12 protein-coding genes are annotated in these 12,689 nt (G+C 68.7%); all 12 read left to right on the top strand.

Annotated elements, in window-relative coordinates; all coding sequences use genetic code 11:
* Window positions 1–156 precede the first annotated feature (156 nt).
* Genes AC1KAR_RS19065 through AC1KAR_RS19010 form a run of 12 tightly spaced genes read left to right on the top strand, consistent with a single transcriptional unit; the run spans window position 157 to window position 12,664 of the window.
* Window positions 157–1,152, top strand: a complete 996-nt coding sequence (locus AC1KAR_RS19065; protein ID WP_480320606.1) for an EpsD family peptidyl-prolyl cis-trans isomerase — start codon at window positions 157–159, stop codon at window positions 1,150–1,152.
* Window positions 1,153–1,175: 23 nt separating this feature from the next.
* Window positions 1,176–2,147 (top strand): polysaccharide export protein EpsE, encoded by a 972-nt coding sequence (gene epsE, locus AC1KAR_RS19060; RefSeq protein WP_480320604.1) that lies wholly within the window; start codon window positions 1,176–1,178, stop codon window positions 2,145–2,147.
* A gap of 55 nt (window positions 2,148–2,202) precedes the next feature.
* Window positions 2,203–3,648 carry a chain length determinant protein EpsF gene (gene epsF, locus AC1KAR_RS19055; protein WP_480320602.1) on the top strand — a complete coding sequence of 482 codons (1,446 nt, stop codon included), beginning with the start codon at window positions 2,203–2,205 and terminating at the stop codon, window positions 3,646–3,648.
* The gene (locus AC1KAR_RS19050) at window positions 3,645–4,571 is read left to right on the top strand and encodes a polysaccharide biosynthesis tyrosine autokinase (RefSeq protein WP_480320600.1); all 927 of its coding nucleotides are present in this window, start codon (window positions 3,645–3,647) and stop codon (window positions 4,569–4,571) included. Before epsF ends, AC1KAR_RS19050 begins: the two co-directional genes overlap by 4 nt.
* Window positions 4,572–4,583: 12 nt before the next feature.
* Window positions 4,584–5,504 (top strand): exosortase B, encoded by a 921-nt coding sequence (xrtB, locus tag AC1KAR_RS19045; protein ID WP_480320598.1) that lies wholly within the window; start codon window positions 4,584–4,586, stop codon window positions 5,502–5,504.
* Window positions 5,501–6,241 (top strand): exosortase-associated protein EpsI, B-type, encoded by a 741-nt coding sequence (epsI, locus tag AC1KAR_RS19040; protein WP_480320596.1) that lies wholly within the window; start codon window positions 5,501–5,503, stop codon window positions 6,239–6,241. The genes xrtB and epsI overlap by 4 nt, the downstream gene beginning before the upstream one ends.
* Before the next feature lie 3 nt (window positions 6,242–6,244).
* Window positions 6,245–7,513 carry a polysaccharide polymerase gene (locus tag AC1KAR_RS19035; RefSeq protein WP_480320594.1) on the top strand — a complete coding sequence of 423 codons (1,269 nt, stop codon included), beginning with the start codon at window positions 6,245–6,247 and terminating at the stop codon, window positions 7,511–7,513.
* Complete coding sequence (locus tag AC1KAR_RS19030; protein WP_480320592.1) at window positions 7,510–8,658, top strand: glycosyltransferase family 4 protein; 1,149 nt, start codon at window positions 7,510–7,512, stop codon at window positions 8,656–8,658. The genes AC1KAR_RS19035 and AC1KAR_RS19030 overlap by 4 nt, the downstream gene beginning before the upstream one ends.
* Window positions 8,659–8,668: 10 nt before the next feature.
* Window positions 8,669–9,691 (top strand): glycoside hydrolase family 5 protein, encoded by a 1,023-nt coding sequence (locus tag AC1KAR_RS19025; RefSeq protein WP_480320590.1) that lies wholly within the window; start codon window positions 8,669–8,671, stop codon window positions 9,689–9,691.
* The gene (locus AC1KAR_RS19020; RefSeq protein WP_480320588.1) at window positions 9,688–10,773 is read left to right on the top strand and encodes an acyltransferase family protein; all 1,086 of its coding nucleotides are present in this window, start codon (window positions 9,688–9,690) and stop codon (window positions 10,771–10,773) included. Before AC1KAR_RS19025 ends, AC1KAR_RS19020 begins: the two co-directional genes overlap by 4 nt.
* A 2-nt stretch (window positions 10,774–10,775) precedes the next feature.
* Window positions 10,776–11,720: a polysaccharide pyruvyl transferase family protein gene (locus tag AC1KAR_RS19015; RefSeq protein WP_480320586.1), complete on the top strand. Its 945-nt coding sequence runs from the start codon at window positions 10,776–10,778 to the stop codon at window positions 11,718–11,720.
* Window positions 11,717–12,664, top strand: coding sequence for a glycosyltransferase family 2 protein (locus AC1KAR_RS19010; protein ID WP_480320583.1), 948 nt, complete (start codon window positions 11,717–11,719; stop codon window positions 12,662–12,664). The genes AC1KAR_RS19015 and AC1KAR_RS19010 overlap by 4 nt, the downstream gene beginning before the upstream one ends.
* Window positions 12,665–12,689 lie beyond the last annotated feature (25 nt).

The following is a 12,689-nucleotide window of genomic DNA, read 5'->3' as shown; positions in this document are numbered from 1 at the left end:
GCGCCCATCGTGCAGTGCAGCAATGGGCCGAATTTTTCGGGATCGATTGACCCTGATGCCAGCGTGGCACCGCGTTTGCCCCAACAGCGAATCGGGATTCAGGTGGGGCTCTTGGGCTGCCCTGTTTCCCCATCACGGAGAACCAGGAGGCACCGCGTGGAATCCACTCGCAGTCATCGCAACGTCACGAACCCAAACCTCTCCCTTTCGCGCCGCGCACGTGCTCAGCGCGGCGTGGGCCTGCTGGCCCTCAGCATGCTCGCGGCGCTGGGCCTTTCGGCCTGTGATCGCGGTAGCAAACCCGGTGGCGGCGCCACGCAGATCGCAGCGCGCGTCAACAAGGAAGACATCTCGGTCCACCAGGTCAACTTTGCGTTGCAGCGCCAGCCCGGGATCACCCCCGAGCAGCTCGATGCCGTCAGCCGCAAGACGCTCGAAGCACTGGTTGACCAAGAGCTGGTACTGCAAGCCGCTACCGAGCAGAAGATCGATCGCGACCCGGCCGTGGTGCAGTCGATCGACGCCGCCCGCCGCGAGCTGATTGCGCGCGCCTACGCCGAGCGCCTGGCGGCCACCGTGCAGCCGCCGACCGAGGCCGACGTCAAGGGCTACTACGACGCGAACCCGGCGCTCTTTTCGCAGCGGCGCTTCTACAAGCTGGTCGATACGGCCGTCGAGGCCACGCCAGAGCAGCAGAAGGACATCCAGGCGCAGTTGCCCACCACGCGCAACGCCAGTGATGTGTCGGCGGTGCTCACGCGCGCCGGGCTGCGTCACGGGGCGCGGCAGTCCACGGTGGGGGCCGAGGCGCTGCCCATGCAGGCCGTGAACGACATGGCCAAGCTGCGCGAAGGCCAGAGCCTGCTCATTGGCAGCCCGAAGGACGCGCACGTACTGACCGTGGTGGAGGCCACCTCCGCGCCCATGACGCTGGAGCAGGCGCGTGCGCCGATCGAGGGCTTTCTCACGGGCGAGCGCAAGCGCGAGCTGCTGAAGAAGCAGATCCAGACCCTGCGCAGCACCGCTCAGATCGAGTACCGCGGCCGCTTCGGCGAGCCGGCTGCCGCAGCGGCCACCGTGGTGCCGTCAAGCACGGTGGCCCCGGCGGCCGAGGCTGCATCCGCGCTCAAGACCGTCGCGGCGCTGAAGTGAACAACAACAAGGGGACGAGCACCATGCGAAGCCGAATCATCCTGACCTCTCTCTCATTGATGTGGGCGCTGTGTGCCTGCGCCCAGACTTCGACTGCCCCCGTGGGCCAGGCCGCACCGCCCACGGCGGCGGCCCCGGCTGCGGCCGTGCTGCCGCCGCCTGCGGCCGCACCACTGCCGCCCACCACCACCGCGGCTGCGAGCCCCCCCACGACTGCCTCTCCGGGTGCCGCTGCCGGTTCCACAAGCGGCCGCGCCATCGACATGCAGCGCGACTACATCGTGGGCCCCGGCGACGTGCTGCGCATCACCGTCTACCAGAACGACGACCTGACCCGCGAGGCGCGCGTCTCCGAAAGCGGCGTCATCACCTACCCATTGCTCGGCCAGGTGACGGTGAGCGGGCTCACCATCAGCCAGGTCGAGGTGGCCATTGCCGATGGGCTCAAGAAGGGTAACTTCCTGAAGCAGCCGCAGGTCGGCGTGCTGCCCGTGCAGGTGCGCGGCAACCAGGCGTCGGTGCTGGGCATGGCGTCGCGCCCGGGCCGCTACCCGATCGAGGTGAGCGGCATGCGCCTGAGCCAGCTTCTGGCGCTGGCCGGTGGCGTGGCCACGGGTGGCAGCGAGATCGTCACCTTGAGCGGCACGCGCGACGGGCAGGCTTACCGCAAGAAGGTCGACGTGAGCGCGCTCTTCACCGGCGGCACGCCGCTCGAAGACCCGGTGGTTCTCAACGGCGACACGCTGTACGTGGATCGCGCGCCTACCGCCTACATCTATGGCGAGGTGCAGCGCCCCGGCCCGATCCCGCTGCAGGGCGAGATGACGTTGCTGCAGGCCGTGGCCAGCGGCGGCGGCCTCACCCAGCGCGGTACCGAGCGAGGCATGCGCATCCACCGCCGCAATGACAAAGGCAAGGTCGAAATCATCTCGCCCGAGATGACCGACCTGGTGCGCACGGGCGACGTGATCTACGTCAAGGAAAGCCTGTTCTGAACCGACGCTCCCTACCCGAACCCCCTCGCGAACCACCTCGCACGAAAGCCGCTCCATGAACTTTTCGCAACTGATGGGCATCCTGCGGGCGCGCTGGGTGTCGGCCGCCATCGTGTTCAGCCTGATCGTGGCCACGGTCGTCGGCGTGAGCCTCATGCTGCCGCGCAAGTACACCGCCACGGCGGCCGTGCTGATCGACATGAAGTCGAACGATCCGATCGCAGGCTTGGGCACGGTGAACGGCATGCCCATGGGCTACGTGGCCACGCAGGCCGACATCATCATGAGCCCGCGCGTGGCCCAGCGCGTGGTGCGCGACCTGCGTCTGGCCGAGACGCCGGAGCTGCGAGGCCAATGGCTGTCGCAGACGGGTGGCAGCGGCACCTTCGAAGGCTGGCTGGTCGATGCGCTGCAGAGCAAGCTCGACGTGAAGCCCTCGCGCGAGAGCAGCGTGATCAACGTCAGCTTCACCTCGCCCGACCCGAAGTTCAGCGCCAGCCTCGCGAACGCGTTCGTGCAGGCCTACCTGGACACCACGCTCGACCTGCGCGTCGACCCCGCCAAGCAGTACAGCAGCTTCTTCGACAGCCGCTCCAAGGACCTGCGTGAGCAGGTCGAGAAGGCCCAGGCCAAGTTGTCGGCTTATCAGAAGGAGCACGGCATCACGGCCATCGACGAGCGCTACGACGTCGAGAACGCCCGGCTGGCCGAGCTCTCGTCGCAGCTCGTGTCGGCACAGGCCGTGAGCGCCGAATCGTCGAGCCGGCAGGCGCAGGCGCGCAGCTCTGCCAACCAGCTTTCCGATGTGATCAACAACCCCTTGGTGGCTGGTCTGCGCGCCGATCTGTCGCGCCAGGAGGCGCGCCTCGAAGAGATGAACGTTCGCATGGGCGAGGCGCACCCGCTAGTGATCGAGGCGCGCGCCAACATCGCCGAACTGCGTGCACGGCTGAACACCGAGACCGCCCGCGTCAGCAACAGCATCACGGTCAACAACAACATCAACCAATCCCGCGAGGCCGATATCCGCAACTCGCTCGCCGCGCAGCGTGCCCGCGTGATGCAGATCAAGGAGCAGCGCGACGAGGCGATGGTGTTGCAGCGCGACGTGGAAAGCGCACAGCGCGCGTACGACGCCGTGACGGCACGCCTCACGCAGAGCAGCCTGGAGAGCCAGACCAAGCAGACCAACACGGCCTTGCTGGCCGCTGCGGCCGAACCCACGCGGCACTCGTCGCCCAACGTGATGCTCAACACGCTGCTGGCAGTGTTCGTGGGTGCGATGTTCGCCGTGGCCACCGCGCTGCTTCGCGAGCTGCGCGACCGCCGCCTGCGCGGACCGCAAGACGTGGCGCAGGTGCTCGGCATCCCGGTGCTTGGCAACCTGCCAGGCCCGATCCGACGGCCCTTGCTTGGTGGGCGGCGCTTCGTGCTGCCCGGTCATGTGATGGCGCGCCTGCCCGGTTCGCGCCCCGGTACCGGCCTGGAGGCACAGCCATGAGACGCGATCACTACGAAGCGCCGCAGTTCGAGACGCCGCCGCAGTCGGCCTTCCAGCAGGACTGGTGCGACGACGACAACAGCGCCGTGCTCGACCGACCGATCGGCAGCATCCTCACCGAGAGCGGCCGCCTCGACGCCGACGACGTGCAAAGCGTGATCGACCTGCAGCGCAAGAAGGGCCTGCGCTTCGGCGAAGCGGCCGTCGAGCTGCGGCTGGTGAGCGAAGACGACGTGTTGTTTGCGCTCTCGCAGCAGTTCCACTACCCGTACGCACCGCAGCACCGGCGCGACCTGAGCGGTGAGTTGGTGGCCGCCGTGCAGCCCTTCAGCGAGCAGGCCGAGGCCTTCCGCGCGCTGCGCAGCCAGTTGACCATGCGCCAGGTGGTGGGCAGCAGTTCGCGCCGTGCGCTCGCTGTGGTGAGCCCGGAGCGCGGCGATGGCAAGACTTTCTTCGCCGCCAACCTCGCCATCACGCTCGCGCAACTGGGCGGCAGCACTTTGCTGATCGACGCCGACCTGCGCGCGCCGCGCCTGCACAAGGTGTTCTCGATCCCGGGTGCGGCGGGCCTGTCGGGCGTGCTCAACGGTCGCCAGCAACCCAACCTGATCCACCAGGTGCCGGACCTCAAGACACTGTTCGTGCTGCCGGTGGGCGTCACGCCGCCCAACCCGCTCGAGCTGGTCGAGCGGCCGGCCTTCGGCCGCATGATCGGTGAGCTGCTGCGCAAGTTCGACAACGTGGTCGTCGACACGCCAGCGGCACAACGCGGTGCCGATGCCGGCGTGATCGCCTCGCGCTGCGGTTCGGCGCTCATCGTGGCGCGCCAGCACCAGAGCCGCATGAACGCGCTCAACAAGCTGGTCGGCACCATCAACCAGGGCTCCGCGCAGTTGGCGGGCCTGGTGATCAACGAATACTGAGGCAGCCCGCCGATGCTGCCCCTCAGCCCCGACGCCGGCCACGACGCGACCGTGGCGCGCCGCCCGGCCTGGAAGCTGCCCAAGGCCTGGGTGGTGCCCGCGCTGCTCGCGCTCGGCGTGCTCGTGCTGTACCTGCCCACCTACTGGCACCTGCTGCGCACCGTGTGGGCCACCGACGAGCAGGGCCACGGGCCGCTCATCGTGGCCTTGTGCGGTTGGCTGGCGGTGCAGCGCTGGCCCCAGTTGATGGCGCTGCCCGAACGCCCGGCCACGGGGCTCGGCGGCAGCGTGCTGGCGCTGTCGTTGCTCGCCTACGTGCTGGGCCACTCGCAGGGCATCCCGGCCGTCGAAGTGGCCTCGCAGATCGGCGTGCTGGGCGCGCTGGTGCTGTGCTTCAAGGGCGTGCCGGGGCTGCGCGTGATGGCGTTGCCGCTGGCCTTCTTGCTGTTCGCGGTGCCGCTGCCCGGCATCCTGGTGCAGACGCTGACCATGCCGCTCAAGGTGGCTGTCTCGGCGTGTGCCGAAGGGTTGCTGCACCTGATGGGATACAGCGTGGGCCGCACCGGCGTGATGCTGGCGATCGGCCAGTACCAGCTGCTGGTGGCCGATGCCTGTGCGGGCCTCAACTCGATGTTCACGCTCGAGGCCCTGGGCTTTCTGTGGATGAGCCTGCGCCCACGCAGCACCCCCTTGCGCGACACGATGCTGGCGCTCGTGATCCTGCCGATCTCGTTCACCGCCAACGTGATCCGCGTGATGGCCCTCGTGCTCATCACGTATCACTTCGGTGATGCCGCGGGGCAGGGCTTCGCGCACAGTTTCTCGGGCGTGCTGCTGTTCGTGGCGGCGGTGTTGCTGATGATGGTGGCCGAGGCGGTGATCCGCCGACCGGGGCGACCGAAGCGCGATGAAACACACGGGGTGGCGGCATGACGGCGCACATCGCATCCGCACCCGCGAGCCGGTCTACACGGCGTGCCTTGTCGCCGCGCACGCGCTCCGTGCTGCTCCTGCTCGCCATGCTGCTGGCCGCGGCCCTGGCCGAGGTGATGCGCCCTCGCCAGGAGCTGGCCTCGCAGATGCAGGTCGTGCAGTTGAATCAGCAGGTGCCTCGCGCCTTTGGCGGGTGGCGCATCGACGAAAGCACGGTGCCCGTGCTGCCCGACCCCACGCTGCAGGCTCGGCTCGATTCCGTCTACGACCAGACGCTGGCACGTGCCTACGTCAACGCCAAGGGCGAGCGGGTGATGCTCACCATCGCCTACGGCCGCGACCAGAGCTCCGAGGCTACGGCCGTGCACCGCCCCGAGTTCTGCTATGGCGCACAAGGCTTCCAGGTGCGCGGGCGCGGCGTGGAGAGCGTGGCGCTCGACGACGGCGGGGTGGCCGTGCAGCGGCTGGTGGGCACCCTGGGCCAGCGTGTGGAACCGATCAGCTACTGGGTCACGCTGGCCGACCAGGCCACGCTGCCCGGCGCGCGCCGCAAGATCGCGCAACTGCGACTGGGCCTGGCGGGCTATGTGGCCGACGGCATGCTGGTGCGCGTCTCGACCATCGGCATGCCGGCACCTGGCTCCACCGCCAGCCCGTATGCCGCGCAAGACCGCTTCCTTCAAGACCTGGCCCGCGCGCTGCCGAGCGACGTGCGCCTGCGCTACTTCGGGGTCTGAGCCGTGTCAGCAGTCGCCATCGATTTCGCGCCCACACAGCCGCCGGTCGACGTGGCCGGCCGGCCGGCGCGCGCCTCGCTCGTCGACACGCAGGCGTACGCGGCCTTCCTGCTCCTCGCGGTGGTGGGGCACCACTGGCTGCTGTGCTTCATGCACACGCGGGGCATGCCCGTTTCGGTGGGCAAGGTGGCCATGTTCGAGCTGGCCATCTATGCCACCTGCCTGCCGCTGCTGCTGCACCGCCTGTCGCTGCGCTCGCTGATCGCGGTGTTCATCGCGCTGGGCATGACGGGGCTGATCGCCCTGGCGCGCGGTGGCTACTTCGATCCCAAGTCTGCGCGCGACCTGCTGATCCCGCTGGTGTTCGTGTGGGCGGGGCGCAGCTACGCGCAGGGCTCGCGCTCGCTCGACAAGCCGCTGCTGGTGGTGATGGTCGCGGTGGCCGTTGTCGGCCTGGTCGAGGCGGTGATACCCAACGTCTACAACCGCTTCTTCAACACCTTCAACTACTACGTCGATCTCGGCGGCATCCAGGCCAGCTCGGCGCAGGTGGCAGGGCAGAGCGTGACGCTCAACGGCATGCGGCCCGAAGGCATCGGCCGCACGATGCTGCCGCAGATTCTGGGCGCGCAGCGGGTGTCGTCGACTTTCCTGGAGCCGGTATCGCTGGGCAACTTCGCCGTCATCCTGCTCGCCTACGGCTTGGCCAAGCCGTGGCGCGAGTGGCGGGCGATGGCGCTGTTCACCGCCGGCGCGGCGGTGCTGGTGGTGCTCGCGGACTCGCGCTTCGGCCTGTACATGTTCGGCCTGCTGGTGGTGCTGCGCCTGGTGATGCACGGCCGCATGCACGCAGTGGCGTTCATCTTCCCGGTGATCGGCGCCTGCACGCTGCTCGCCCTGGCGGCCTATGCGCCGGGCATGGGCGACAACCTCGTCGGCCGCATGACGGTGAGCGGGCAGTACCTGCTGACCTTCGACGAACTGAGCCTGCTGGGCCTGCGCGACTACGCCACCAACTTCGGCGACATGGGCTACGCCTATGTGCTCAGCCGATTCGGTCTGCCTGGCGTGGCGCTCATGTGGGTGTGCGTGTTCATGCTGCCGCTGCGCGATGAGCCGGCGCGGCGGTTTCGCACCGCGATGTCGGCCTACGTGACCCTGATCCTGTGCGTGAGTGGCACCTCGCTCTTCGCACTCAAGACTGCTGGCGTGCTGTGGTTCGTGTTCGGCGCCATGTCCATGCACCAACCCCCCAAGGAGAACGACAAATGAACGGACTACGGGTCGTGCACGTGGTGCGCCAGTACCTGCCTTCGCGCGGCGGCATGGAAGACGTCGTCTTCAACATCGCCCGTACGCAGCGCGAGCTACACGACCAGCGCCCGAGCGTCGTAACGCTCGACCGCGTGTTCAGGCACGACGAGGTGCTGCCCGCCGACGAACTGCTCGACGGCATCCCGGTGCACCGCCTCTCGTACCGCGGATCGGAGCGCTACCCGCTTTACCCGGCAGTGCTGGGCCACATCCGCGAGGCCGACGTGATCCACGTGCACGGCATCGACTTCGCGTTCGACTACCTCTCGCTCATGCGCTGGTGGCACCGCAAGCCGATGGTTGCCTGCACGCACGGCGGGTTCTTCCACTCCAACTTTGCGCAGCGCGCGAAGAAGCTCTTCTTCCACAGCGTGACGCGCTGCACCGCGCGGGGCTACAACCGCATCCTGGCGAGCAGCGCCAATGATGGCGAGATGTTCCGCCAGGTGGTGGCCGACGATCGCGTGCGCGTGATCGAGAACGGCGTCGACATCGACAAGTTCGCCGATGCTGCCGCCCGCACCCTGCAGCCCACGTTGATCTATGTGGGCCGCTGGGTGGAGCACAAGGGCCTGCCGCGCACCTTCGACCTGTTGGCCGCGCTGCGCGAGCACAACCCGGCCTGGCGGCTCATCGTCGCGGGGCGTGAGTACGACCTCGACGCCCAGGCGCTCGCGCAGATCGCGCAGGACAAGGGCGTCTCCGATGCCGTCACGATCATCCCGAACCCCGACAACGATGCCATCCGCGCCGCGATGGCGCAGGCGAGCTACTCGGTGTGCCTTTCGCGGCACGAGGGGTTCGGCCTCGCGGCCATCGAAGCCATGAGCGCCGGGCTGGTGCCGGTGCTGAGCGCGATCCCACCCTTCATGCGCCTGGAGGCCGAATCCGGCGTGCCGCTGATCGTGCCGGACGACCCGGCGCAGGCCGCGGCGCTCGTGGCCGATCGCCACCGTGCCCTGCAGTACCGCCATCTCACGGAGCGCGCGCAGGCGCAGCGGGCCGTGCAGCGCTACAGCTGGCGCGAGGTGGTCGGTGCCTATGTGGAGGAGTACCAGAGCGCACTCGATCCACGGCTTGCCACCTTGCGGGCTGCCGCCTGAAGGGCCCGCGATGAAACACTGGCTCGCGGCGATCCTGTACCTGGCGCTTGGTGCTGCCTCAGCTGCCCATGCGGCCCCCGAGCCGTGCATTGGCGACAAGCCGCTGCGCGGCGTGAACATCGCCGGCGCCGAGTTCAACCCGACGCGCATGCCGGGCACGCTGTTCAAGGACTACACCTACCCGGGCGCGGCCGATCTGCGCTACTTCGCAGGGCAGGGCGCCAACACGATCCGGCTGCCCTTCCGCTGGGAGCGCTTGCAGCGATCGCAAGGCGCGGAGCTGGACGCCGGCGAGCTGGCGCAGATCAAGAAGGTGGTTGCGACCGGGCGCGAGCTGGGCCTGTGCGTGATCCTCGATCTGCACAACTTCGGCGCCTACGCCAAGCAGCCGGTGGGCTCGCCCGAAGTGCCCATCACGGCACTCGCAGAGTTCTGGCGCCGCATGTACCAGGCGTTTCCAGACGCAGGGCATGTGGCGTTCGGCCTGATGAACGAGCCGATCGGGGCTTCGCGCGGCGCTTGGGCGCGTGCCGCGCAGGAGACGCTCACGAGCCTGCGCGAGGCCGGCTCTCAACACCTGGTGCTGGTCTCGGGTGCGGGCTGGAGCGGGGCGCACGACTGGATGTCCAAGCATGGCGGCCTTTCCAACGCCGACGCTTTTGCCAGCCTGAAGGACCCGCTGCAACGTAGCGCGCTCGAAGTGCACCAGTACGCCGACCGCAACGCGTCGGGCACCGGCAAGGAGTGCATCGACCCGGCGCGCATGGCCGCGATCATGAAGCGCGTGGCCGACTGGGCCGAGTCCAGCGGGCAGCGCGTGTTCCTCGGCGAGTTCGGTGTCGGGCCCTCGCCAGAGTGCCTGGAGACGCTCAAGGCGCAGCTGGAGGCGGCCCGCAAGTCACCCTGGGTTGGCTGGACGTACTGGGCCGCCGGTGGCTGGTGGGGGCCGACGTATCCGTTCAGCGTTCATCCGCTCAACGGCCAAGACCGTGCGCAGATGGCCGTGCTTCGTGATGCCTGGAGTGCGCCATGAGCAGCGCCGAGAGCAGCACCACAAGCAACACCAAGGGCCAGATCGAGTCGCTCAACGCGCTGCGCGGCGTGGCCGCGCTGCTGGTGGTGTTCTCGCATCTGCCCGAGTTTCTCGACTACCGGTTCGGCACGCCGCGCGAGGGCCACTTCGGCGTGATGCTGTTCTTCACGCTCAGCGGCTTCTTGATGGGGCTGCTGTACCTGCGCCAGCCGGTGAGCGCGCGCAGCGTGAGCCGCTACGCGGTGGCACGCTTCTCGCGCATTGCGCCGCCGTATCTCATCGTGGTGCTGGTGGCGTTTGCCGTCTACACGCTGATCGACCCGGCGTTCCCCTACGCGATCGACCGCCACAACCTGCTGCGCCATTTGCTGTTCTCGGGCAACGTGAGCGTGCTCTGGAGCATCCCGCCCGAAGTGCAGTTCTATGCCTTCTTCGTCGCGCTGTGGTGGGCGGTGCAGCGCGCAACGACCGGCCGCGGCGCGGGTGCCTTGATCGCGGTGCTGGCGCTGGCGGTGGTGGGCATGTGCATGCGCGATGCCGTTCCTGGCACCTTCGTGAGCTCGAAGATGCATTACTTCCTGATGGGGAGCCTGCTCGGTTGGCTGCACCCGCGCCTGCGCAGTGCGCCGCTCGGAACGCCCGCGCTCACGCTGCTGCAGGCGGGGCTGCTGGTGGCGCTGGCACTCTTCATGATTGGCGCGATCAACCTGCGTGCCGACTACTGGTCGGACTTGGCGCCCACCTTCATCTGCGCGCTGGCGGTGTACGCCTTCTCGCACGACCGCACCGCGATCGACGGCGTGCTCGCCGCACGGCCCTTCCAGTGGCTGGGCGACTGGAGCTTTTCGCTCTACCTGTTGCATGTGCCTGTGCTCTACCTGCTGGCGCAAGCCGGCCTGCCGCGCGGCACGGGGCTGTCGGCGCTGGTGGGCGTGGCCGTGGTGCTGGGTGTCACGGCGGCCTTCAGCCTGCTGGTGGAGCACCCCGCCTGTGCCGCCACCAAGCGACGCCTGCTGGCGCTCGTGAGTCGCGAGAGCGATGCAAGCCCCCCTTCCGTCCTTGCTGTCGATCGGAGACCCTGACGATGAACACGCCCCACCAGACCCTTCCCGTGCTGATCAACGACGCCAGCACCTGGGAGGCCTTGCGCGCCAACCTGCGTGCCATGGCGGAGCGCAGCACCGGGCCGCTCAAGTACGTGCCCAACGACGGCAATGCCGGTGATGCGCTCATCGCCGCCGGCACCTGGCAGTTCTTCGACCACATGGGGATCGCACCCACTTACGCCCGTACACGCCAGGTGCAGCGCGGCGACACCGTCATCTACGCTGGCGGCGGCAACCTCGTCACCGAATACCAGAGCGCAGCGCGCTTTCTCGAGCGCTGCCTGGCGGTGGGCGTGGCATCTGCGCTCGTGATGCCGCACACCATCCGTGGCCACGAGGCGCTGCTCGCACGGCTCGATGACCGCTTCACGCTCGTGTGCCGCGACCAGGCGTCGATCGAGCGCGTGCGTGCCACGGGTACCGGCGCGCATGTGCTGTACGCGCCCGACATGGCGCTCTACATCGACGTGCACCGCCTCTTCAAGCAGTGCGAGAGCTACCGCGGCGCGGCGTTCTGGTGGCGCATGGCGCTGCACCGCCGCCTGCTGCCCTACCTGAGCTGGCGGCTGGCGCTGTGGCGCCGCCCGCCACCCAAGCACCTGCACCTCGACGTGATCCGCGTCGACGCCGAAGCCATCGCCGCGCTGCCGGGCGACAAGCGCTGGGACATGTCCAACCTCTACGGCTCGCCGTTCCGGCTGCGCGAGGAGTCGGACCTCATCACGCGCGACTTCCTGCGCTACTTCGGGCAGCTGGTGGCGGTGCGCACCAACCGCCTGCATGCGGGCGTGGCCGCTGCGCTGATGGGCTGCGAGGTCACCTACCTCGACAACTCGTACGGAAAGATCCGCGCCGTCTACGACGCGTGGCTCAGCCACCTTCCGTCCATCACGTTCGAAACCACACGGGAGGCACGCGCATGAAGTTCTCTCTCATCATGGGCACGCTCGGCCGCACGGCCGAGGTGGGCGAGTTCCTGGCGTCGCTCAAGCGGCAGGACCACCGCGACTTCGAGCTGCTGATCGTTGACCAGAACCCCGATGAGCGCCTCGCGCCGTTGGTGGACGAGTACCGCCAGCACTTTCGCGTGCTGCGCTATCGCAGCCCACCGGGGCTCTCGCGTGCGCGCAACGTCGGCCTGCGCTACGCCACCGGCGACGTGATTGCCTTCCCCGACGACGACTGCTGGTACCCCGACGGCATGCTCACCCGCGTGGCGCGCGAGCTGCAGGCGCACCCCTCGCTCGACGGCCTGACAGGCCGATTCGTCGACGGCAACGGCCGCTCCGAAGGCCGCTGGCTGAGCGAGACCCAACCGCTCACGCCGTTCAACGTGTGGCACGGGGCCATCTCGTTCAGCATCTTTCTGCGCCGCACGCTGGTGGAGCGAATCGGTGGCTTCGACGAAGACCTCGGCGTGGGCGCCGGCACACCCTGGGGCGCCGGCGAGGAGACCGACTTCCTGCTGCGCGGCCTGAAGGCGGGCGGGCGCATCGAGTTCCACCATGACCTGGTGCTGCACCACCCGGTCAAGACGGCCGATTTCGGCGCAGCGGCGATCGAGCGGCAGCGCCGCTACGAGGCGGGTTTCGGGCGCGTGATCCGCAACTCGCAGTTCCCGGCGTGGTACTTCCCGTGGGTGTGCCTGCGCACCACTGGCGGCATGCTGATCGCGCTGCTGCGCGGCCGCCCCGCACAGGCGCGCTTCAAGTGGAACAGCCTGCTCGCCCGCATCGCAGGCTGGCGCAGTGCCGGGCGATCCGCTCAGGTTCTGCCTGCACCGATGCCGCCGGGTGCGCCGCGCGCGCCGCACCTGCCGCCTTCGCCTGGTTCCTCGCGTTCCAGTTCTCAGGCCCGCCACGCCTGAGCCGAGAAGTTTCAACAGAAAGGAC

It is taken from the genome of Piscinibacter sp. PDB1-1, from assembly GCF_056675995.1.
Note: the sequence above shows the minus strand (reverse complement) of the source record. Positions and strands in the feature narration are given on the sequence as shown.